This window comes from Streptomyces hamibioticus, from assembly GCF_047946815.1.
Lineage (GTDB): Bacteria > Actinomycetota > Actinomycetes > Streptomycetales > Streptomycetaceae > Streptomyces.
In genome coordinates, this window is record NZ_JBKKQY010000001.1 from 5,856,455 (window position 1) to 5,877,709 (window position 21,255).

20 protein-coding genes are annotated in these 21,255 nt (G+C 72.8%); 6 read left to right on the forward strand and 14 right to left on the reverse strand.

Features of this window, described 5'->3' with window-relative positions; genetic code table 11:
- Window positions 1–54: 54 nt before the first annotated feature.
- From ACLGIH_RS26555 to ACLGIH_RS26595, 9 genes are all read right to left on the reverse strand, one after another.
- A complete protein-coding gene (locus tag ACLGIH_RS26555) occupies window positions 55–888 on the reverse strand; it encodes a pectate lyase (RefSeq protein WP_416527798.1) in 834 nt (277 codons plus the stop codon).
- An 85-nt stretch (window positions 889–973) separates the two neighbouring features.
- Entirely contained in the window at window positions 974–1,849 is an 876-nt protein-coding gene (locus ACLGIH_RS26560) for a hypothetical protein (protein WP_416527799.1), read from the reverse strand.
- Window positions 1,846–2,412, reverse strand: a complete 567-nt coding sequence (locus tag ACLGIH_RS26565) for a SigE family RNA polymerase sigma factor (RefSeq protein ID WP_416527800.1) — start codon at window positions 2,410–2,412, stop codon at window positions 1,846–1,848. The genes ACLGIH_RS26560 and ACLGIH_RS26565 overlap by 4 nt, the downstream gene beginning before the upstream one ends.
- Before the next feature lie 140 nt (window positions 2,413–2,552).
- The gene (locus ACLGIH_RS26570; RefSeq protein WP_416527801.1) at window positions 2,553–4,007 is read right to left on the reverse strand and encodes a peptidoglycan D,D-transpeptidase FtsI family protein; all 1,455 of its coding nucleotides are present in this window, start codon (window positions 4,005–4,007) and stop codon (window positions 2,553–2,555) included.
- Window positions 4,008–4,071: 64 nt separating this feature from the next.
- The gene (locus ACLGIH_RS26575; protein WP_416527802.1) at window positions 4,072–4,731 is read right to left on the reverse strand and encodes a response regulator; all 660 of its coding nucleotides are present in this window, start codon (window positions 4,729–4,731) and stop codon (window positions 4,072–4,074) included.
- Window positions 4,728–6,029, reverse strand: a complete 1,302-nt coding sequence (locus ACLGIH_RS26580; RefSeq protein ID WP_416527803.1) for a sensor histidine kinase — start codon at window positions 6,027–6,029, stop codon at window positions 4,728–4,730. The genes ACLGIH_RS26575 and ACLGIH_RS26580 overlap by 4 nt, the downstream gene beginning before the upstream one ends.
- Entirely contained in the window at window positions 6,026–7,072 is a 1,047-nt protein-coding gene (locus ACLGIH_RS26585; RefSeq protein ID WP_416527804.1) for a hypothetical protein, read from the reverse strand. Before ACLGIH_RS26585 ends, ACLGIH_RS26580 begins: the two co-directional genes overlap by 4 nt.
- 121 nt (window positions 7,073–7,193) lie before the next feature.
- The gene (locus tag ACLGIH_RS26590) at window positions 7,194–7,664 is read right to left on the reverse strand and encodes a GNAT family N-acetyltransferase (protein WP_416527805.1); all 471 of its coding nucleotides are present in this window, start codon (window positions 7,662–7,664) and stop codon (window positions 7,194–7,196) included.
- A gap of 16 nt (window positions 7,665–7,680) precedes the next feature.
- Entirely contained in the window at window positions 7,681–8,454 is a 774-nt protein-coding gene (locus ACLGIH_RS26595; RefSeq protein ID WP_416527806.1) for an IclR family transcriptional regulator, read from the reverse strand.
- Between the two features lie 119 nt (window positions 8,455–8,573).
- Here ACLGIH_RS26595 and ACLGIH_RS26600 point away from each other — a divergent pair, with 119 nt between their 5' ends.
- Both ACLGIH_RS26600 and ACLGIH_RS26605 read left to right on the forward strand, forming a co-directional pair.
- The gene (locus ACLGIH_RS26600) at window positions 8,574–10,103 is read left to right on the forward strand and encodes an aldehyde dehydrogenase (NADP(+)) (protein WP_416527807.1); all 1,530 of its coding nucleotides are present in this window, start codon (window positions 8,574–8,576) and stop codon (window positions 10,101–10,103) included.
- A 63-nt stretch (window positions 10,104–10,166) separates the two neighbouring features.
- Complete coding sequence (locus ACLGIH_RS26605) at window positions 10,167–11,252, forward strand: aminotransferase class V-fold PLP-dependent enzyme (RefSeq protein WP_416527808.1); 1,086 nt, start codon at window positions 10,167–10,169, stop codon at window positions 11,250–11,252.
- Between the two features lie 84 nt (window positions 11,253–11,336).
- Here the strand turns inward: ACLGIH_RS26605 and thpD are convergent, their stop codons facing one another.
- From thpD to ACLGIH_RS26630, 5 genes are all read right to left on the reverse strand, one after another.
- Window positions 11,337–12,230, reverse strand: coding sequence for an ectoine hydroxylase (gene thpD / locus ACLGIH_RS26610; RefSeq protein ID WP_416527809.1), 894 nt, complete (start codon window positions 12,228–12,230; stop codon window positions 11,337–11,339).
- Between the two features lie 6 nt (window positions 12,231–12,236).
- Window positions 12,237–12,635 (reverse strand): ectoine synthase, encoded by a 399-nt coding sequence (locus tag ACLGIH_RS26615; RefSeq protein WP_416527810.1) that lies wholly within the window; start codon window positions 12,633–12,635, stop codon window positions 12,237–12,239.
- A gap of 65 nt (window positions 12,636–12,700) precedes the next feature.
- Window positions 12,701–13,972: a diaminobutyrate--2-oxoglutarate transaminase gene (gene ectB / locus ACLGIH_RS26620; protein WP_416527811.1), complete on the reverse strand. Its 1,272-nt coding sequence runs from the start codon at window positions 13,970–13,972 to the stop codon at window positions 12,701–12,703.
- 77 nt (window positions 13,973–14,049) lie between these two features.
- A complete protein-coding gene (gene ectA, locus ACLGIH_RS26625) occupies window positions 14,050–14,559 on the reverse strand; it encodes a diaminobutyrate acetyltransferase (protein ID WP_416527812.1) in 510 nt (169 codons plus the stop codon).
- A gap of 316 nt (window positions 14,560–14,875) precedes the next feature.
- The gene (locus ACLGIH_RS26630; RefSeq protein ID WP_416527813.1) at window positions 14,876–15,985 is read right to left on the reverse strand and encodes a pyridoxal-phosphate-dependent aminotransferase family protein; all 1,110 of its coding nucleotides are present in this window, start codon (window positions 15,983–15,985) and stop codon (window positions 14,876–14,878) included.
- A gap of 767 nt (window positions 15,986–16,752) precedes the next feature.
- On the opposite strand from ACLGIH_RS26630, the gene ACLGIH_RS26635 reads away from it, so the two are divergent.
- The 4 genes from ACLGIH_RS26635 (at window position 16,753) to ACLGIH_RS26650 (ending at window position 21,239) form a co-directional block, all read left to right on the forward strand.
- Window positions 16,753–17,844, forward strand: a complete 1,092-nt coding sequence (locus ACLGIH_RS26635; protein WP_416527814.1) for an amidohydrolase family protein — start codon at window positions 16,753–16,755, stop codon at window positions 17,842–17,844.
- Between the two features lie 186 nt (window positions 17,845–18,030).
- A complete protein-coding gene (locus ACLGIH_RS26640) occupies window positions 18,031–18,957 on the forward strand; it encodes an SCO1860 family LAETG-anchored protein (RefSeq protein ID WP_416527815.1) in 927 nt (308 codons plus the stop codon).
- Window positions 18,958–19,440: 483 nt separating this feature from the next.
- A complete protein-coding gene (locus tag ACLGIH_RS26645) occupies window positions 19,441–20,871 on the forward strand; it encodes a PP2C family protein-serine/threonine phosphatase (protein WP_416527816.1) in 1,431 nt (476 codons plus the stop codon).
- Complete coding sequence (locus tag ACLGIH_RS26650) at window positions 20,868–21,239, forward strand: STAS domain-containing protein (protein WP_416527817.1); 372 nt, start codon at window positions 20,868–20,870, stop codon at window positions 21,237–21,239. Before ACLGIH_RS26645 ends, ACLGIH_RS26650 begins: the two co-directional genes overlap by 4 nt.
- The last annotated feature ends 16 nt before the right edge of the window (window positions 21,240–21,255 follow it).

Genomic DNA, 21,255 nt, shown 5'->3' on the forward strand with positions numbered 1-21,255 from the left:
GGACGGCACCGACCGGCCCGGGGGGCGGGCCGGTGGATCAGGTGGCTCGGACGGTCACTCGTAGCTGATGTCCGAAGCGGTGAAGTTGCACGTCTTGCCGGACGGACCGGCCGGGGAGAGCTTCTTGGGCTCCTTGCCGGTGTTGTTGCCCTCGAAGCGGACGCACGTCTCGGTCTTCTTCTTGCCGTCGCCGTGGATGCGGACGTTGCGCAGGGCCGCCGTGTCGCCGTAGTTCTGGTTGACGCCGACGATCGACTTGCCGGGCGCGGTGATGTCCACGTCGTTGATGATGATCGTGCGCGGGTACTGCTTCTTGCAGTTGCCGCAGGAGCGCACCAGCTTGCCGAAGTTCTCGGCCCGGAACTTCGAGACGACGAGCTTGCCCGCGCCGTTGAACTGGAGCACCTTGTCGTCGGCGTTCTTCGCGCCGCCGCCGTACACCTTGTACACGGACGAGGGCGAGGTGCCCTTGAAGCTGGCGGCGTCCTCGCCGACGTCCAGCCACCACACGTTCTGCAGGGTGCAGGACCCCTTGCAGTGGACGCCGTCGGCGGCGGGGGTGCCGATGATGACGTTCTTCAGCGTGGCGCCGTCCGCCAGTTCGAAGACCGGGTCCTGGCCCTCGTCCTGGCTGCCGCCGCCCAGGGCGCCGGTGCCGTAGAACTTCTTCATCCCGCCGTCGTACGTTCCCTTGACCGGGATCGTCGACGAGACGGGCTTGCTGCCGGTGTCCGCGGGCCAGGACGACGCGGCACCCGCGGTGGACAGCATCGTCGTGGTGACGATGGCCGCACCGGTGAGGCCGAAGGCAGCGGTTCCGGCGATCACAGCCCGCCGCCCGGTGACCCGGCGGCGGTGTCGGACGCGCTGTTCAGCTCGTGCAGTCATGCCCAATTCCTTGCGTGGGGAGAGGATCTTCGCGCTTCCTGGTCGCCACCGGCGCGGAATGGGTTGCCGTGTTCTCAGAAGTTCTTCACGAGCCGCCGTCGCGGGGCGCGAAGCCGCCCTCCACCGACAGCCGTCCGGACCCGGCGGCGGCCGTCGCGCTGTAGCGGTCGCCCTGCGCGTCCCGGTCGCCGCGCGCGTGGTTGTACTGGCCCGCGAACATCCACTCGCCCGGCGGGACGGTACGGCCCGGCTTGAGCGTCCACCGGTGGACGAGGAAACCGTCCCGCTCGTCGACCGTGAAGGTGAAGTCCTCCTCCGGCAGCGCCCGCCAGGCGCCGGTCGAGGCGACCCCGCCGGTCTGCGCCACCCTCAGTTCGACGGTGAGCGCGGTCAGGGGCTCATCGGTCCTGAGCGTGACGTTGCTCTGCGCCCAGAACTCGTTGCTGTGCGGGTCCACCGAGCCGTCCGACCACAACGGGCCGTCCTCGACGGCGGAGGCGGGCGGCCGGGCGGTCCCGGTCCCGGTCCCGCTCCCGGGGCCGGTCCCCGACGAGGCAGGGGGCCGGGAGGAGGCGGGGGCGTCCGGGGCCTTCGTCGCGGGCGCGGTGCTTTCAGGCGGGCCGGCCGGCGGTACGGGCGCCCGGCCGGTGGCGCCCTCAGGTGACGGCGCTGGGGTCGGCGAGGCGGCGACCGAGCGCTGTGGGGGAGCGTCGTCCTTCACCGCGGACGCGACCGCGTAGCCGCCGACCACGAGGACCCCGGCCACCGCGGCCGTCGCCCCGGCCACCCGCGCCCAGCCCAGCAGCGGCGGACGCGTCGCCCGGTGATGCCCGGAGTGGTCCTGGCCCGCCATGCCGCGTTCCACCCGGGCCAGGATGCGCGCCCGGTCGGGCTGGTGGGCCCCGGCCGCCTCGTGCAGCCGGGCGCGCAGGTCCTCGTCCACGTCCCGCTGCCCGGTCATCCGTTCCTTCCCGCGGCCCCACCGCTGCGCGCGATCACCGCGTGCACCCGCTTCGGAGCCGCCTGCGGGCCGAGCAACCGCTGCAACTCGGCCATTCCCTTCGACGTCTGGCTCTTCACCGTACCCACCGAGACGCCCAGGGCGAGCGCCGTGTCCTTCTCGGAGAGGTCGAACGCGTGCCGCAGTACCACGCACGCCCGCTTGCGGAACGGCAGCCGGCGCAGCGCCTCCTGCACGTCCACCACCCCCGCGACGTCCGGGTTCTCCGTCCTCTCCTCGCGCTGGGACCAGAACAGGGCGATCCGTCTGCGCTCGCGCACGGCGGTGCGGATGCGGGTACGGGCGAGATTGGCGACGACCCCCCGGGCGTACGCCGCCGGGTGGTCGGCCGCGCGGACCCGGTCCCAGCGGTGCCACACGGCCAGCAGGGCGTCCGCCGCCAGGTCGTCGGCGGCGTCCGGCTCGCCCGTCAGCAGATGGGCGAGCCGGGAGAGTTCGGCGTGGTGGCGCTCGAAGAAGGCGTGGAACTCCACGGAGGCGGCGTCGTCGACGACTGTGCCCACGGGCGGATTCTCCTCGCAGCGGCTTCCCCGGCGTCGAACAGCCGTGCGCCGGGCCGGAATCCGGAACTGTAGCAGCGTCGGACGTACCGACCGTACGGTGTGTCGAACGCCGTATGACGGACCGAACCCGCCGGGGAGCGCTAGCGCGTGAGCGCCGCCTTCATCATCGCCTTGGCCACCGGGGCCGCCAGGCCGTTGCCGCTCACCTCCGAGCGGGCCGCGTCGGACTGCTCGACCATGACCGCCACGGCCACCTCCTCGCCCGTGGAGTCGGACTTGGCGTACGAGGTGAACCACGCGTACGGGGTCTTGCTGTTGTTCTCGCCGTGCTGGGCCGTGCCCGTCTTGCCGCCCACCGTCGCGCCCGGCATCCGGGCGTTGGAGCCGGTGCCCTCCTCGACCACGGTCTGCATGGCCGACCGGAGCTGCTCGGCGGTGGAGGAGCTGACGACCTTCTTGGTGTCGGCGTCGCCGTAGTCCCGCAGGACGTCGCCGCCGCTGTCGGTGATCTGCGACACCATGTGCGGTGAGACCAGCTTGCCGCCGTTGGCTATGGCCGCCGACACCATGGCCATCTGGAGCGGCGTCGCCGTCACGTCGAACTGGCCGATGCCGGTCAGGGCGGTCTCCGGGCGGTTCATGTCCTGCGGGTACACGCTGGTGTAGGCCCGCACCGGCACGTCCTGCGACTCGTCGTTGAAGCCGAACCGCTCGGCCGTCTCGCGCAGCTCGTCCTGGCCCAGGTCGACCGCCATCTTCGCGAAGACGTTGTTGCAGGAGTACCGCAGCGCGGTGCGGATCGTGGCGTTCTCGCAGGGGGCGCCGGGGTTCTCGTTGGGCAGCACGCGGGAGGTGTCCGGCAGCGTGTACGGGGCCGGGCTGTCGGTCCGCTCGTCCACCGAGCCGTACAGGCCGTTCTCCAGCGCGGCCGCCGCCACGACCAGCTTGAACGTCGAGCCCGGCGGCAGCGGCTGCCGCAGCGCCCGGTTGGTCAGCGGCTTGTCCTCGTCCCCGGTGAGCCGCTCCCACGCCTTCCCGGCGGTGCTGGCGTCGGTCAGCGACGACGGGTCGTACGACGGGGTCGACACCACCGCGAGGATCCGGCCGGTCTTCGGGTCGATGGCGACGGCCGCGCCCTTCTTGCCGCCGAGCGCCTCGAACCCGGCCTTCTGCACCGCCGGGTCGATCGTCGTGACCACGTTGCCCGGCTCGGCCCGCCGGTTGGTGACCGTGTCCAGCACGGTCTTCAGCCGCGGATCGGTGCCGTTGAGCACGTACTGGTAGATGCCCTCCAGCTGGGTCGGCGCGTAGGCCTGCGAGGCGTAGCCCGTCACGGCCGCGTACAGCCTGCCGTTCTCGTACGTCCGCTTGTAGGCGAGGTCGCCTCCCTCCGTGCGCGCCGAGCCGGTGATCGACTCCCCGGCCACGATGATGTCGCCCAGCGGCTCCGCGTACGTCTCGATCGCGTTGCGCCGGTTGTCCTTGTCGTCCGCCAGAGCATCGCCCTTGTAGAACTGCACCCAGGTCGCCCTGACCAGCAGAGCGAACACCAGGAACAGCGTGAAGACCGCTGCTCGCCTGATTGTCTTGTTCATCCCGCTGACAAGACGAGCGGGCGGAGGCGAATCGTTCCCTTCCATCCGTGTCCGGCCGGTTTTCTCATGCCCCGTTCATGAACCCGGCCTCGTAGGCGCGGATCACCGCCTGGGTGCGGTCCCGGCTGCCGGTCTTCGCCAGCACGGCCGCCACGTGCGACTTCACGGTGGCCGCGCCGACCCCCATCCGGCCGGCGATCTCCGCGTTGGTCAGGCCCGTCGCCATCAGCCGCAGCACCTCGCCCTCGCGCCCGGTGAGCCGCGCCGCCCACTGCGGCGGCGCCGGGTACGCGCGTGCGTGCTCGGCGGCCAGGGTCCGTACGGCCGACGGGAACAGCAGCGTGTCGGTGCGCGCCACCAGCCGCACGGCCTGTACGAGGGTGTCGGCGTCGGCGCGCTTGAGCAGGAACCCGGCGGCGCCGGCGCGCAGCGCGTCGTACACGTAGGAGTCGTTCTCGAAGGTGGTCACGACGACGATCCGGGGCGGCTCGGCGAGCGTGGCGAGGATCTGCTCGGTGGCGCGGATGCCGTCGGTCTCCGGCATGCGGACGTCCATCAGGACGACGTCGGGCCGCGTCTCGCGCACCACGGACACCGCTTCGGCGCCGGTGGCCGCCTCCCCGGCGATCTCCACGTCGGACTCGGCGGAGAGGATGGCGCGCAGGGCGCTGCGGACCATGCGCTCGTCGTCGGCGAGGACGACCCTGATCGGCGTGCGGGTCATGCGGGTCCCTTCGTGCTGGGCTCTGCTGCGGCCCCGTGGGCCGCCGGGCGGGCGGGCCCCGTCAACGGCAGTCGTACGCGCAGCCGCCACGTCCCGGCCTCGGCACCCGCCCGCGCCGCGCCGCCCAGCAGCCGGGCCCGGTCCGCGATGCCGCGCAGACCGTGGCCGCCGCCGGGCCGGGAGACGGGGGCGCCGCTGAGCGGATTCTCCACGGTGATCTCCAGCCGGGTGTCCGTGGCCGAGATCCGCAGGGCGACGGCGACCCGGTCGCCGCCGTGTCTGAGGGCGTTGCTCAGCCCCTCCTGCACGATGCGGTACGCCTCCCGGGAGATCAGCGGCGGGAGCGCCGCGGGATCGGCCGAGACCGTCGCCGTCACCCGCGGGCCGGCCGCGCGGGTGCGGCGCAGCAGCCCGTCGAGGTCGGCGGCGAGGGTGGGCGCCGGGGCGGTCCCCGGTGCGTCGCCGTCCCGGAGCAGGCCCAGCACGGCGTCCAGTTCACCGACCGTGCGCCGGGTGGTGTCCTCGATCGCGGAAAGCGCCTCGCGGACGAACTCCGGGTCGGTGTCGAGCAGCCGCCGCGCCGCGCTCGCCTGGAGCGTGACCGCGCTCAGCGCGTGCCCGACGGAGTCGTGCAGTTCGCGCGCGAGCCGGTTGCGCACGGCCAGGTCGGCGGCGCGCGCCTCGGCCGCCGCGAGCCGGTCCTCGGGGGAGGGGCCGAGCAGCACGGGCGCCCAGCGGGCCAGCAGCGCCCCGCAGCCGGCGGCGCATCCGGCGAGCGCGAGCAGCGTCGCGGCGCCCGCGACCGGCGCCAGCGCCAGTGCCCAGGCCTGGTCGAAGACCTCCGGCAGGCCGAGCCGGCTGCCGCGCAGGCCCGCGAGGACGGGCAGCACGATCAGCACGACGGCGAACGGCGGTACGGCCAGGGACATTCCGGCGACGATGCCGCCGACGCCCAGGTGCAGCGTGTACCAGGCAGCCGTCCGCGCCCGCTCGCCCCGGGTCCGGGCGGGCCCGTAGGCGAGCCGGTCCGCGTCGACGCCGCACAGCCACCGCACGGCCGCCGCCTCCAGCGGCCGGGTCAGGGGGAACAGCGAGGTGAGGGCCGCCAGCGGCAACCCGGCCGCGAAGGCGGCCAGTTGCAGCGGGAACGAACCGAAGACGACCCGCTCCCCGGCCAGCGGCCCGATGACGACCTCGCCGACGAGGACGTACGGCATGGCGAGCGCGCCGCCCAGGATCAGATGGACCCAGCGCAGCCGCGCCCGCCGGCCGAACAGCAGGCGGGCGAACGCCGTCACGGCCGCCTCGGAGCGGTGGCCCCGGCCGACCGCTCCGCCAGCCAGTGCGCGCAGACGGCGGCGATCAGGAAGCCGACGATCATCTGGCCAGCGTAGGCGAGGTTCATCAGCTGTGTCGGCCGGTCGGCCGGGTCGTCCACGCCGGGGACGGAGGCGAGCATCATCCAGCCGCCCCAGCAGGCGACGGCGCCGGATCCCACCCACATCAGGGCGAGCGGCACGGCCACGGGCAGCACCCGGCCGCGGCGGAAGGCGAGCAGGACGGCCCCGGCGGCGGCCATGGCGAGGAAGCCGACGTACATGGCCTCCAGGACGTGGAAGTCGCTGGTCCGGTTCGCTGCCGTGCCCTCGGCCAGCCCCGCGGTCCCACCGCAGGCCCAGATCAGGCGGAGGGTGAGGGGGAACAGAGCGAGGAGCGCCGCCGCCGAGGCGATCGCCCGCTGGGCCCCGCCCGTCACGCCGGACGGCAGCTCCCACACCCGGCCCCGCCACAGGTGCCCCCAGCGGTCACGGGCGTACAGCACGAACAGCGTGCCGAGTGCCAGCCCCTGCGCGATGAACCCGCCGTACACGACCCCGAACACCCAGTCCTCCAGGAACGGCTCCCGCCTCGGGTCGGACGCCGTGGCGACGTCACCGGTGAACAGCCGCGCGAGGAGCTGGAGCGGGAACCCGGCCATGATCGGGGCCAGCAGCCCGGTGGCGGCCCACACCGGGAACGCCAGCAGCCAGGCCGGCACCCTCAGCCCCCAGGGCCGGGTCAGCACCAGCGCCAGCACGATGACGCACCCGTCCATCAGCACGGTCAGGCCGTTGGCCACGGCCAGCTCCACCCGGTGGTCCAGCAGCGCACTGCCCTCGGGAATCCCGATCCGGCTCCCGGCGATCCAGGCGGCCTTGAGTCCGAGGTACGGCAGGCTGGCGACGACGGCGACCGCCCGCAGCACCCGGCGGGCACGGGAGAGGCCGGCCGGGGACGGGTGCGGAGAGGACGGGCGGGACGGGGGAGCGGCGGGCACGGGGGAGGCGAGTGGCTGCGTCATGCCCTCCACGCTCCCGTGCCCGGGCGCCCGGCACCTCCTGCGCCGCGACGATCCTCCTCCGCCGCGCGGGGGAGGGGCGCCTCGGCACGGGGGAGGGCACCCGGCGAGGACGGGCGGTGGTTCAGCCCGGCAGCACCAGCACGAACTCGTCGATCTCCCGGCCCCGGGCCTGCGCGTAACCGCCGGCCCGCGCGGTGATCCGGAAGCCGCACTTCTCCAGCACCCGCAGCGACCCCGCGTTGTCCGCCGCCGCGCGCGCGTACAGCGGGCGCTCCGGCACCTCGGCGAGCAGCGCCCGCAGCGCGGCCGTCGCCACACCACGCCCCCAGTACGCGCGGTCCACCCAGTAGGTGACCTCGCGCTCGCCCGGCTCCCCGTACACCGCCGCGCTGCCGACCACGTCGCCGTCGGCGAGGATCGCCCGCACCACGTCGTCCGACGCCCTCGTCCGCTTCCAGTGGGCGTCGAAGGCGTCCCGGTCCGCCGGGTCCTTCGGGGTGAAGGCCGCCATGTGCAGCGCTTCCGGGTCGTTCATCTGCCGGTAGAAGACCGGCAGATCGCTGTCGTGGACCGCGCGCAGTGCGATGTGCATGCCGCGGAGCCTATTTTCAGAGCCTGCGGGTGGCCAGCGTCAGCCGGTCGCGCGCGTCGAACAGGGCGTCCTTCACCATCTGTTCGTGCGCCGGCGTCAGCCGCGCCACCGGCACCGAGCAGCTGATCGCGTCCCGCGCGGGGGTGCGGTAGGGAATCGCCACGCCGAAGCAGCGCAGCCCCAGCGTGTTCTCCTCGCGGTCCACGGCGAAGCCCTGCTCCCGCACCTGGCGCAGCTCCTCGATGAGCTTCTCCCGGTCGGTGACGGTGTTCTCGGTGAGCGCCGGGAGGGTCTCCGGCAGCAGCTTGCGGACCTGCTCGTCGGAGTACGTGCTCAGCAGCGCCTTGCCGAGCGACGTCGAGTGGGCGGGCAGGCGACGGCCGACCCGGGTGAACGGCCGCAGGTAGTGCTGGGACTGCCGGGTGGCCAGGTAGACGACGTTGGTGCCGTCCAGCCGGGCGAGGTGGATGGTCTCGGTGGTGTCGTCCGAGAGCCGGTCCAGCGTCGGCCGGGCCGCGGCGACCACCTCGTCGCCGTCGATGTACGAGGTGCCGACCAGCAGCGCCCGTACGCCGATGCCGTACCGGGTGCCGGTCGCGTCCGTCTCCACCCAACCCAGCTCGACCAGGGTGCGCAGCAGCATGTACAGGCTGGACTTGGGGTAGCCGACCGCCTCCTGGACGGACGCGAGGGAGTGCATCCCGGGACTGCCGGCGAAGTACTCGAGCAGTTCCACGGTCCGCACCGCGGACTTGACCTGCGCCCCGCCGCCTGCCTCGCCTGCCGACATCGCCCTCGACCCCTTCGTTCGACGGGTAGCTGGAGTTATAGTCTCCACGTTCATCATCAGAGACAGCGTTCAGTATATCGAACGTCCCTAGAAGTGCCCCAGATGTGGAGGGACTCGCGGTGGCAGCAGCACCAGTCTGGAGTGTCGACCCCCGTACCGGGAAGCAGCGGGAACAGGTTGCGGTGGAGGCCACAGCCCAGGAGGTGGATCTCGCCGTCGGGGCCGCGCACGCGGCGCGCGACGCCCTGGCCGACCGCACGGTCCGCGCCGCCTTCCTGCGCACCGCCGCCGACGAGCTGGAGGCGGCGAAGGACGGCCTGGTCGAGACCGCCGACGCGGAGACCGCGCTCGGCCCGGTCCGGCTCACCGGCGAACTCGCCCGCACGTGTTACCAGCTCAGGGCCTTCGCCGGCATAGTCGACGAGGGCGCCTTCCTCGACGTCGTCATCGACCACCCCGACGACACGGCGACCCCGCCCGTCCCGGACCTGCGCCGCTACAAGGTGCCCCTCGGGGTCGTCGCCGTCTACTCGGCGTCCAACTTCCCCTTCGCCTTCTCCGTGCCCGGCGGCGACACCGCCAGCGCGCTCGCGGCCGGCTGCCCGGTCGTGGTCAAGGCCCACCCCGACCATCCGGCGCTGTCCGAGCTGGTCGCGGCGGTACTGCGGCGGGCCGCGGCCCGGCACGGCATTCCGGAGGGTGTCGTCGGGCTGGTCCACGGCTTCGAGGCGGGCATCGAGCTGATCAAGCACCCGCTGGTCGCCGCGGCCGGCTTCACCGGGTCCGTCCGGGGCGGCCGGGCGCTGTTCGACGCGGCGGCGGCCCGTCCGGTCCCGATCCCCTTCCACGGCGAACTGGGCTCCCTGAACCCGGTCGTGGTCACCGAGGCGGCGGCGGCCGAGCGGGCGGAGGCCATCGGCGCCGGGCTGGCCGGCTCCATGACGCTGGGCGTCGGGCAGTTCTGCGTCAAGCCGGGCCTGGTCCTGGTGCCGTCCGGTGCGGCGGGCGACGGCCTGGTCAAGTCGCTCACGGAGGCGGTCAGCGACAGCGAGGCCGGTGTCCTGCTGGACCACCGCATGCGGGACAACTTCGTCGCCGGGGTGGCCGAGCGGGCGGCGCTGCCCGACGTGGACTCCCCGGTCACGCCGGGTGCGGGCGGTGAGCACACCGTCAGCGCCGGGTTCCTGACCGTGCCGGCGGCGCGGCTGGCCGCCGGGGGCGAGCACGAGCTGCTGCTGGAGGAGTGCTTCGGGCCGGTCACCGTGGTGGCCCGGTACGAGGACGAGGCGGAGGTCCGGTGGGTGCTGACGCGACTGCCGGGCAACCTGACGGCGACCGTGCACCTCTCCGCCGAGGAGGCCGCGGGGGAGGGGCGCGGCGCCGAGCTTCTCGCCGAGCTGACGCCTCTCGCCGGGCGCGTGCTGGTGAACGGCTGGCCGACCGGGGTGGCCGTGGCGCCGTCCCAGCACCACGGCGGGCCGTACCCGGCGACGACGTCGACGTCCACGTCGGTGGGCGGGACGGCGATCGAGCGCTGGCTGCGGCCGGTGGTGTACCAGGGGGCGCCGGAGGCACTTCTTCCCGAAGAACTGCGGGACGACAATCCGCTGGGGCTGCCTCGCAGGTTCAACGGTCGCCTGGAGCGGTAGCGCCGCGCCCCCGAAGGGGCGTTCTCATAAGCGTTCCTTGGGCGGAGCACGCGGAAATCCGCAATGGACGGGGAGGTCTCGGGGCCTCAGAGTGGTGTCATGGAGACCTTCGAGAGCCTCGTCCGCGCCGAGTTCGACCCGAAGAACACCTATCTGAACACCGCCGGCACCGGGCTGCTGCCCGCCCGTACGGTCGTCGCGGTGCGGGACGCCGTGGCGTCCTCGGCGACCGGCCAGCCGTTCGACATGTTCGCCGACGTGGAGGCGGGCCGGGCGGCGTTCGCCCGGATCGCCGGGGTTCCGGTCTCCCGGGTCGCCGCCGGGGCGTCGGTCGCCACCTACAGCGGGCTCGTCGCGGCGTCGCTGCGCCCGGGGGCCGAAGTCCTCACCGCCGAGGGGGACTTCAGCTCCCTGGTGAACCCCTTCCACGTCCGCGGCGACCTGAAGGTGCGCATCGTGCCGCTGGAGCGGCTGGCCGAGTCGGTCGGCCCGGACACGGCGCTCGTCGCCGTCAGTTCGGTGCAGTCCGCCGACGGCCGGATCGCCGACCTGGCGGCGCTGCGCGACGCGGCCCGGGCGCACGGCGCGCGGACCCTGATCGACGTCTCGCAGTCCGCGGGATGGCTGCCGGTGCCCGCCGACGACGTGGACTACGTGGCGGCCGTCGCCTACAAGTGGATGCTCTGTCCGCGCGGCGTCGCCTTCCTCGTCGTCCCCGAGGACCTCGGCGGGCTGACCCCGCTGTTCGCCGGCTGGGCGGCGGGGGAGCGCCCCTGGGACAGCACCTACGGCCCGGTCGAGGAACTCGCCCACTCCGCGCGCCGGTTCGACGAGAGCCCCGCGCTGCTGGCGTACACCGGGGCCCGGCACTCGCTGGCGCTGATCGAGGAACTGGGCGTGGACGCCGTGCGCGCCCACGACCTCGCCCTCGCCGACCGGTTCCGGGCGGGACTCGGCTCGCTGGGCCACGAGCCGGTGCCCGCGCCGGGGTCCGCGATCGTCTCGGTGCCGGGACTCGGCCACCGGCAGGGCGAGGTGAGCCGCGCGGGCGTGGAGGTCTCCGACCGCGCGGGCAACCTGCGGGCCGCGTTCCACGTGTACAACACCGCGGCGGACGTGGACCGGCTGCTGGACGTGCTGGCCGGCTGACGGGCCGACGGCCCGGACACGAGCAACCGGGCCGGTGCCTCTCGTCCCACACGAAGAGGCACCGGCCCGGTGGTCAGACCGCGGTCACTTCACCGGAGTGAAGTCCCGCGCGCCGATGAACTCCGGACGCCGGATCGGCGCCGCGAACGGCTCCACCGCCGTGTTCTCCACGCTGTTGAACACGATGAAGACGTTGCTGCGCGGGAAGGGCGTGATGTTGTCGCCCGAACCGTGCATGCAGTTGCAGTCGAACCAGGTCGCCGAACCGGCCTTGCCCGTGAAGAGCTTGATGCCGTGCTCGGAGGCCATCTTGGTCAGCGCCTCGTCGGAGGGCGTGCCCGCGTCCTGCATCTGCAGCGACTTCTTGTAGTTGTCCTTGGGCGTGGCCCCCGCGCAGCCGAGGAACGTCTTGTGCGACCCCGGCATGATCATGAGCCCGCCGTTGGTGTCGTAGTTCTCGGTCAGCGCGATCGAGACGGACACCGTGCGCATCCGGGGCAGACCGTCCTCGGCGTGCCAGGTCTCGAAGTCCGAGTGCCAGTAGAAGCCACTGGCGCCGAACCCCGGCTTGACGTTGATCCGCGACTGGTGGACGTAGACGTCCGAGCCGAGGATCTGCCGGGCCCGGCCGAGGACCCGCTCGTCGCGCACCAGATTCGCGAAGACCTCGCTGATCTTGTGCACCTCGAAGACGGACCGGATCTCCTTCGACTTCGGCTCGACGATCGAGCGCTCGTCGGCACGGATCTCCGGGTCGGTCACGAGCCGGTTCAGCTCGGCGCGGTAGACGTCGACCTCGTCATCGGTGATCAGCTGATCGATGGCGAGGAAGCCATCCCGCTCGTAGGACTGGAGGTCGCCGGGCGCGATCGGCCCGGGCGCGTCGGGCGCGCCCCAGACGACCGGGTCCTGCCGGGGAACGGACACCTCGGTGGTGCCGCGGCTGGGATAGAGATCGGTGACGGTCGTCGCGGTCACAGTGACTCACACCTCCTCGGTGAGCAGCGGGTAAACGCCGTTCTCGTCGTGGTCCTCCCGTCCGGTCACGGGCGGATTGAAGACACAGATGCAGCGGAAGTCCTCCTTCACGCGCAGCGTGTGCCTCTCGTGCCCGTCCAGGAGGTACATGGTGCCGGGCGTGATGGTGTACGTCTGCCCGGTCTCGCGGTCGGTCAGCTCGGCCTCGCCCTCCACACAGACGACGGCCTCGATGTGGTTGGCGTACCACATCGACGTCTCCGTACCCGCGTACAGGATCGTCTCGTGCAGGGAGAAGCCGACCTTCTCCTTGGCGAGCACGATCCGCTTGCTCTCCCACGTGCCGGACGCGGATTTCACGTGCCGGTCGGTGCCTTCGATGTCCTTGAACGAACGGACGATCACGGTGTTGCGATGCCTCCTAGGTGGGTGTTGCGTGAGTCCGGCGGACGGGACGCCCGCCGGACGGGTCAGGCGGTCTCGCGTACGGCGCGGGCGAGGGTCTTCAGGCCCTCGTCCAGCTCGTCGGGGGTGACGGTGAGGGCCGGGAGCAGTTTCACGACCTCGCTCTCCGGGCCGGACGTCTCGATCAGCAGACCGAGCTCGAAGGCGCGCTTGGCGACCTTGCCGGCCCGCTCCTTGTCGTGGAACTCCATGCCCCAGACCAGGCCTCGGCCGCGGTACTCCTTGACGTCGGCGAGGTTCTCCTCGGTGATGGAGATCAGGTGCTGCTCGACCTGCTCGCCGCGGGTGCGGGTCTGCTTCTCCATCGCCGACCCGTCGGCCCAGTAGGCCTCCAGGGCGGCGGTCGCCGTGACGAACGCCGGGTTGTTGCCGCGGAAGGTGCCGTTGTGCTCACCCGGCTCCCAGATGTCCAGCTCGGGCTTGAACAGGGTCAGCGCCATGGGCAGGCCGTAGCCGCTGATCGACTTGGAGACGGTGACGATGTCCGGCGTGATGCCCGCCTCCTCGAAGGAGAAGAACGCGCCGGTACGGCCGCAGCCCATCTGGATGTCGTCCACGATCAGCAGCATGTCCTGCCGCTCGCACAGGTCGGCCAGGGCGCGCAGCCACTCGGCGCGGGCCACGTTGATGCCGCCCTCGCCCTGCACCGTCTCGACGATCACGGCGGCCGGCTTGTTCAGGCCGGAGCCCTGGTCCTCCAGCAGCCGCTCGAACCAGAGGAAGTCCTCGACCGTGCCGTCGAAGTAGTTGTCGAACGGCATCGGCGTGCCGTGCACCAGCGGAATGCCGGCGCCGGCCCGCTTGAAGGCGTTGCCGGTGACGGCGAGCGAGCCCAGCGACATGCCGTGGAAGGCGTTGGTGAAGGACACGACCGACTCGCGGCCCTTGACCTTCCGGGCCAGCTTCAGCGCCGACTCCACGGCGTTGGTGCCCGTCGGGCCCGGGAACATGACCTTGTACGGCAGGTCGCGCGGGCGCAGGATCAGGTTCTGGAAGGTCTCCAGGAAGCGGCGCTTGGCGGTGGTCGACATGTCGAGCCCGTGCGTGACGCCGTCCCGTTCCAGGTAGTCGATCAGCGCCCGTTTCAGCACGGGGTTGTTGTGCCCGTAGTTGAGGGAGCCCGCTCCGGCGAAGAAGTCGAGGTACTCGTGGCCGTCCTCGTCGTACATGCGGCTGCCGTGCGCACGGTCGAAGACTGTGGGCCAGCCGCGGCAGTAGCTGCGTACCTCGGACTCCAGGGTCTCGAATACGCTCAGGTCGGGCTGGGTGATGGTCACGACGAATCGCTCCTCGTTGCGTGAGGTCTGTGGCAGGGGAGGTCGAACAGAAGTCGGTGGGGCGGCGCGGCGCCGGCTCAGGCCGGCTGCAGCGGGCCGATGCGGTACAGCACCTCGGGGTCGTGCGGACCGTCCGGGAACACGTCGGTGTCGAACAGCACCTCGCGCTCCAGCCGGGCGCCGTGGCGCTCGGCGAACGCGGTGAACAGCCGCTCGGACGCGGTGTTGCCCGGGCTGATGGTGGTCTCGACGGTGGTCAGCCCGCGGTCCGCCAGGGTCCGCGCGACCAGCCCGTCGAGCAGCGAGGCGGCGAGCCCGCGCCCGCGGTACGCCTCGTCGACCGCCACCTGCCACACGAGCAGGGTGTCCGGCCGGTCCGGCCGTACGTAGCCGGTGATGAAGCCGACCGGCTCCCCGCGCTCGTCGCGGACGACGGCCGAGGTGGCGGCGAAGTCGCGGCACCACAGCAGATAGCTGTAGGACGAGTTCAGGTCGAGGACCTTGGAATCCCTGGCTATCCGCCACAGAGCGGCGCCGTCCGCCACTCTCGGGCGATCGATTTGCAGGTCTGCTTGTGCGGCAGTCATGCAAATTGAATTTACCGAGAGAAATTCAAAATTGCATCGCCGAAGGGGGTTACGGATGGGCGGCTCATGTGTTATCACGCGGGCGCGTAGGTCCGCGCGAGAGCTCAGGGATTTGGGCGATTTGCCCCGGAAATATGGGGCGAACCGGACGCCATGTGGAACGGGTCACAATCATGTAACCCGTGTGAAGCCCGTCCGAAATGCCGACCTTGGGTCTGCCGAATCTTTGTGTTTAGCTTCCCGAAAAGCGGGCATAAGAACTACGGGAAGCTACCCCGGAGGAATTCCATAAATCTGCTTGTCGGAGGTTGGGGAATTACTTCGAATTCAGCCAGGCGTTCTCGACGGCCACACGGGCGGCTTCCGCATCGGCCGGCAGGCCCTTCTCCGTCAGGGCGGCACCGAGCGCCGCCAGGCACCCGTGCACGGTCCCGAGGGCCGCGTCCGGCCCGTAGTGGTTGACCCGGATCATCTCCTTGGCCAGCGCGCCCCCGCCCGCGGCCAGCGGCAGCGCCGGGTCGGACGCCAGCGCACGCGCCACCAGCTCCGAGGCGTCGATCCCCGCCGGCGCCCGCAGCGTGGTCGCGACCGGCGCCGCCTCGCGGGCGTCGTGCACGTACGGCTCCAGCCCCCCGCCCAGCGCGAGCGCCCCGGCCCGGGTGGCCGCCGCGGCCGCCGCGTGCCGCGCCATCACCGCGTCCGGCCCCGCCGCCTCGATCCGCTCGACGCACGCCTCCAGGGCCAGCATCTCCAGCTGCGCCGGAGCGTGCAGCAGCGCCGTGCGCCCGCCGTCGATCCAGCGCTCCTTCCAGTCCAGCAGCGACAGGTACGACCGGCGCGGTGCCCCGGGGTTCGCGGCCATCCGCGCCCACGCCCGCTCGCTCACCGACACCGCCGACACGCCTGCCGGGCCGCCCATCGCCTTCTGGGCCCCGATCACGCACAGGTCCACGCCCCACGCGTCCGGCAGCAGCGGCTCGGCGCCCACGGAGGCGACGGCGTCCAGATAGAACAGCGCGCCGTGCTCCTTGACCACCTCGCCGATCTCCGCCACCGGGTTGGTGTTGCCGGTCGCCGCCTCCGCGTGCACCAGCGACACGAAGTCGATCTCCGGGTGCTCGTCGAGGGCCGCACGGACCCGCTCCGCCGTCACGGCCGTGTGGAACGGCACGGACAGGTCGTGCACCGTCGCGCCGCAGTCCCGCAGCCAGTTCCCGAACGTCTGGCCGTACGGCCCGGTGATCACGTTCAGCGCCACGGTGTCCGGCCCGGCCGTCCCGCGGATCGCGCCCTCCAGCGGCAGCAGCGCCTCGCCCTGCATGATCACGACGTCCTGGGTGGTGCCGAGCAGCCGCGCCACCCGGTCCTCGATCGAGGCGAAGCGGCCGGCGCTCAGCGGTGCGAGGTCCAGGAGGGGGTGGGTCACGGCGCTGCTCTTTTCCATCACGGACGGGGTGTACGGAGTTCGATCACGGACAGGATGTACGGAGCGTATGCAGTCGAGAGTAACCGCGGCCCCTCGGCCCACTCGCGCCGGAGGGCATCCGTTGCGACACCCCCACGGCCGGAATCGTGGCTTCCGCCCTGGCGGCGGTGATCGACGGGCTGGTGGGCCGGGCCCGTGTCCGCCCTCCTGCTGCTCGCACTGGTCGCCGTGGTGTCGGCCGTCGTCCTCACCCGCCGCGGCGACCGGACGCCCGTGCACCGCACGCCCGTGCGCGCCGGACCGGCGCCCTTCGGCTCCGGGAGCCCCGCCCGGCGCCCGGCTTTGCGTCCTCGCCGCGGCCGCCGCGGCGCCGCGCCGGCGGCCCTCGTGCTGTACGCGTGGGGCGCGCCGTGCCTGGCGTTCGCCGCGATGCGGGCGGAGGGCGGTGCGGCACGGGCTCCGCTCCGCTCCCGCCCTGCCGGACCACCGGGCATCCGGGCCTCTCCGGGCACGTCGTGGGCGCCGTCGACCGTTCGATCTCCCCTCTGCCGCTCCGGTTCCGCCGCGAGACCGCCGACGGCGACGGCTGCGCCTCGGACGAGGCCCCCGGCTACACGTCGACCCCGGCGTCGCCGTCCTGGCCCCCACCGCCGCCGCGAGCGCCGTGGCGGCCGGACACGCCACGGAACTGCGCGCCCGGGCCGCGGCCCGATCCGGCGACGGGCCGGGCCGGACGGCCTCCCGAGCCACCGTCTAAGGTGCGGAACATGAGCGATCGCGCGGTGCTGCACGTGAAGGGTCGGGTGCTCGTCGGGCCGGAGGAGATCCGCGACGAATTGTGGGTCGTCGACGGCCGGATCTCCTACGACCGCCCCACCGGAGCCGGTGACATACGCACGGTGGAGGGCTGGGCGCTGCCCGGTCTGGTCGACGCGCACTGCCACGTGGGCCTCGACCGGCACGGCGCGGTCCCCGAGGACGTCGCCGAGAAGCAGGCGCTGACCGACCGGGACGCCGGCACGCTGCTGATCCGCGACGCGGGCTCGCCCTCCGACACCCGGTGGATCGACGACCGCGAGGACCTGCCGAAGATCATCCGGGCCGGCCGGCACATCGCCCGCACCCGCCGCTACATCCGCAACTACGCCTGGGAGGTCGAGCCCGAAGACCTCGTCGCCCATGTCGCCCAGGAGGCCCGCCGGGGCGACGGCTGGGTCAAGCTGGTCGGCGACTGGATCGACCGCGACCTCGGCGACCTGTCGGCCTGCTGGCCGCGCGGCGCGGTGGAGGCGGCCATCGCCGAGGCCCACCGCCTGGGCGCCCGCGTCACCGCGCACTGCTTCGCCGAGGACTCCCTGCGCGATCTGGTCGAGGCCGGCATCGACTGCGTCGAGCACGCCACCGGCCTGACCGACGACACGATCCCGCTGTTCGCCGAGCGCGGCGTCGCCATCGTCCCCACCCTGGTCAACATCGCGACGTTCCCCAGGCTCGCCGACGGCGGCGAGGCCAAGTTCCCGCGCTGGTCGGAGCACATGCGCCGGCTGCACGCCCGCCGCTACGACACCGTCCGCAACGCCTACGACGCCGGCATCCCGGTCTACGTCGGCACCGACGCGGGCGGCTCCCTCCCGCACGGCCTGGCGGCGGCGGAGGTCGCCGAGCTGGTCACCGCGGGCATCCCGCCCGTCCGGGCGCTGGCCGCCACGACCTGGGCCGCCCGGGAGTGGCTGGGCCGGCCCGGCCTGACCGAGGGGGCACCGGCGGACCTGGTGGTCTACGAGGCGGACCCGCGCGCCGACGTGCGCGTGCTCGGCGCTCCGCGCCGGGTGGTGCTGCGCGGGCGGGTCGTCGGATAGCCGACGCGAGTGACGTGGGGGAACACCCGTGCCGGGTGATTCGAAAGATCTGTCGAAGTATCCACGATGGGGTGAAGTGCCCTCGGATCGCTGACGGTCCGCGGCGGGCGGGGACATCCTTTCCGGGTCCCGAGCACATCGCTCATGCGTGCCCCGCACGCATGTCTCCCTGGGGGGTCCCACCACGTGAACCGCAACACCTTCCGCATGCCCGCACGCCGCCTGGTCACCGCCGCGGCGGCCACGGCCCTGGCCGCCGGTCCCGCGGCCCTGGCCGGCGCGGGCACCGCGCACGCCACCGACGAGCAGGGCCGCGCGGGCGCCGTCGTGCTGCGCGCCGGGCTGGACGTCGGCCTGCTCAACAAGACCGTGCAGGTCCCGCTCGCGGTCTCGCTCAACGAGGTGCAGGCGCCTGGCAGCGCGCGCAGGACCGCGCTGACCGCCACGCTCGACGGCGTCGACGGCGGCAGGCCCTTCAGCGTGCTCCGCGCGGACGTCGCGGACGCGAAGGCGACGGTGACCGGCACCAAGGCCGAGGGCAGCACCGAGCTGGCCCGCGCCAGGGTCCACCTGCCCGGCCTGCCGCTGCTGTCCCTCATCGAGGTCGAGAAGGTCACGTCCCGTGCCACCTGCGAGGCCGGCCGGCAGCCGGTCGCGGACGCGAACCTGCTCGGGTCGGTCACGGTCCTCGGCAAGAAGGTCACGCTGACCACCGGCGGCCCGACCGACGTCAAGGTGCCGGGCGTGGGCGAGGTGCGGCTCGACCTGTCGAGGACGGAGACCACCTCCCGCACGGCCGCCGCCACCGCGCTCGAACTGAAGGTGTCCGTCGACCCGCTGGACCTGAACGTGGCCGAGGTCGACGGCACGGTCACCCTGGCGAAGGCGACCTGCGAGGCGCCGGCCGCCGAGGACGCGCCCGAGCCGCCGCCCGCGGAAGCCGGGGGGCCCGGGGAGCCGGTGGCCGACGTCAAGCCCCAGGGCGCGCCCGCCCGGGCCGGCCTGGCCGAGACCGGCGGCAGCTCGGCGACGCCGTACGTGGCCGCCGGCGCCCTCGCCCTGGTGGTGGCGGGCGGCGGCACTCTGGTCCTGGCCAGGCGCAGGAGGAGTTGACCACCCGCAGCGCGGCCCGGAGGGCGGCGGCCCGACGGCCGGCCATGCATCCCGGGAACCGGTGGCCCGGCGGGGCGCGGGGACCGGCCGGGGCACAGCCGTCCGGCCCCGCTTCCCCCTCCGGCCGAGCGGAAGGCGCAGTGGGGACCGCCGCACCCTGAAGAAGGCGTTTGGCGGGTCGCGTCCGAGACTGCCCAGGAAGACCAGGTCAGCACGTCGGAACACGGAGGAGGTGTCCGCCCGGCTCGCCTCCGCCAACGTGAAACCGCACGTCAGAGAGCTGGTGTGACCGGTTCCCGGGGTACGCACGCTGGTCGTGGGCGGCAGTTCGCCAAAACGTCCGCGGAGCGGGAGACCCAGGCAAGATCGTCCTCACTGGTACTTCCTGTACCTCACCTACTCACTGGTTTTTCGACGGCAGGAGGCTGGTCTACGCTTCCGCAGGCGCCGACCATCCGGGCCGGCGGGCTGGGAGAGGTAGACATGCCGCAAGCGGGACACGCCGTGCCCTCGGCCGGGGGGCCGGTGCGGAGGGCGCTCAGCGCGGTGGAGGAAACGGCCCGCATGGAGGCGGTGCGCCGCTACGACATCCTCGACACCCCGCCGGACGGCGCGTTCGACCGTGTCGCGGCGATGGCCGCCCGGCTGTTCGACGTGCCGGTGGCGAGCGTGACGATCGTGGACGAGGACCGGATCTGGTTCAAGGCCGCCCACGGGGTGGAGGGCGTGAGCGAGATCAACCGGGAGCCGGGCCTGTGTGGCTCGGCGATCCTCTCCGACGAGGCCATGGTGATCCCCGACACTCTCGCCGACCCCGTCGCCTGCAACAACGGCCTGGTCACCGGTCCGATGGCGGTCCGTTTCTACGCCGCCGCCCCGATCATCACGCATGACGGGCACCGGCTGGGCACGGTCAACATCCTCGACACCCGGCCGCGCTCGGTCACCGAGGACGACACCGCCACCCTCGCGGACCTGGCCGCGATCGTGCTGGACGAGATGGAGATGCGCCTGTCGGCTCTGAACGCCCTGCGCCTGGAGCAGGAGCGGCGCCGGGTGCAGGAGGAGGCCCGGCAGCGCGCGGAGCAGGACAAGAGCGTCATCCAGACGTTCGCCTCCACCCTCCAGCGCACCCTGCTGCCGCCGACGCTTCCGGTGGTGGCCGGGCTGGAGCTGGCCTGCCACTACATCACCGCATCCCCGCAGGACGTGGGCGGTGACTTCTACGACGTCTTTCCCCTGGGCGGGAAGAAGTGGGCGTTCTTCCTCGGGGACGTGTGCGGCAAGGGGCCCGAAGCCGCCGCCGTAACGTCCCTGACCCGCTACACCCTGCGCGCCGCCGCATTGATCGACCCGGACCCCGACGTGGTCCTCACTTCGCTGAACACGGCGCTGCTGCTCGACCCGGCTATCGGCAGCCGGTTCTGCACGGCCGTCTTCGGCGTCCTCGAGCCGCACGAGCAGGAGGGCTTCACCGTCACGGTGTCCACCGGCGGCCACCCCCCGGCCTACCACCTGCGCGGCCGGGGGACGGTGGAAGGGGTGCGCCCCCAGGGCGGCATGCTCATCGGCGCCTTCGCCGAGGCGCGCTTCGCCTCTCGCACCTTCCACCTCGCCCCTGGCGAAGGGCTGCTGCTGTACACCGACGGGCTGACCGAGGCCCGCGCCGCCGGCGGCGAAATGCTCGGCGAAGCGGGCCTGACCGGCTTCCTCACCGCCCGCACCGCACCCAACAGCGCCACGGCAGTCATCGAAGACACGGTCGCCCTCATCGAGTCCCTGCCCGAGAGCGCCGGTGACGACATCGCCCTGCTGGCCCTGTCCGTGCCCCCCACCGACGCCGTGGCCGACGGCGTCACCGCCGCCGCCCACACCATCGCCCCCGCCGACGAGAAGCCGGAGAGCCGAACGTGACCGACTTCCGCCTCACCCCGCAGCACACCGACGACGGCCTGGCCCTCGCCGGCATCGCAGGGGAACTCGACTTCTCCACCGCCCCGGACCTGCGCACCCAGGCACTGGCCCTGATCGAGCAAGGTCACCGCCACCTGATCCTGGACCTTGAGGCCGTCACCTTCTGCGACTCCTCCGGCTTCAGCGCCCTGGTCGGAATCTGGCGCTGCGCCACGGCAGCCGACGGAACCCTGGTCCTTTCCGCCGTCCCCGACCGGCTTCAGCGGATGCTGGACCTCACCGGCCTGAGCACCCTGCTGCCCGTCTACCCCACCGCCGCCGACGCCCTCACCGCGCGCACCCGCAGCCAGGACACGGCCACCGCGTGACCCCGCCCTGCGGCGG

Excerpts from the sequence above, each read along its gene's own strand:
- ACLGIH_RS26555 (WP_416527798.1), bottom strand. The coding sequence starts at position 888 with ATGACTGCACGAGCTGAACAGCGCGTCCGACACCGCCGCCGGGTCACC.
- ACLGIH_RS26560 (WP_416527799.1), bottom strand. The coding sequence starts at position 1,849 with ATGACCGGGCAGCGGGACGTGGACGAGGACCTGCGCGCCCGGCTGCAC.
- ACLGIH_RS26570 (WP_416527801.1), bottom strand. The coding sequence starts at position 4,007 with ATGAACAAGACAATCAGGCGAGCAGCGGTCTTCACGCTGTTCCTGGTG.
- ACLGIH_RS26575 (WP_416527802.1), bottom strand. The coding sequence starts at position 4,731 with ATGACCCGCACGCCGATCAGGGTCGTCCTCGCCGACGACGAGCGCATG.
- ACLGIH_RS26585 (WP_416527804.1), bottom strand. The coding sequence starts at position 7,072 with ATGACGCAGCCACTCGCCTCCCCCGTGCCCGCCGCTCCCCCGTCCCGC.
- ACLGIH_RS26590 (WP_416527805.1), bottom strand. The coding sequence starts at position 7,664 with ATGCACATCGCACTGCGCGCGGTCCACGACAGCGATCTGCCGGTCTTC.
- ACLGIH_RS26595 (WP_416527806.1), bottom strand. The coding sequence starts at position 8,454 with ATGTCGGCAGGCGAGGCAGGCGGCGGGGCGCAGGTCAAGTCCGCGGTG.
- ACLGIH_RS26605 (WP_416527808.1), top strand. The coding sequence starts at position 10,167 with ATGGACGGGGAGGTCTCGGGGCCTCAGAGTGGTGTCATGGAGACCTTC.
- ectA (WP_416527812.1), bottom strand. The coding sequence starts at position 14,559 with ATGACTGCCGCACAAGCAGACCTGCAAATCGATCGCCCGAGAGTGGCG.
- ACLGIH_RS26635 (WP_416527814.1), top strand. The coding sequence starts at position 16,753 with ATGAGCGATCGCGCGGTGCTGCACGTGAAGGGTCGGGTGCTCGTCGGG.
- ACLGIH_RS26645 (WP_416527816.1), top strand. The coding sequence starts at position 19,441 with ATGCCGCAAGCGGGACACGCCGTGCCCTCGGCCGGGGGGCCGGTGCGG.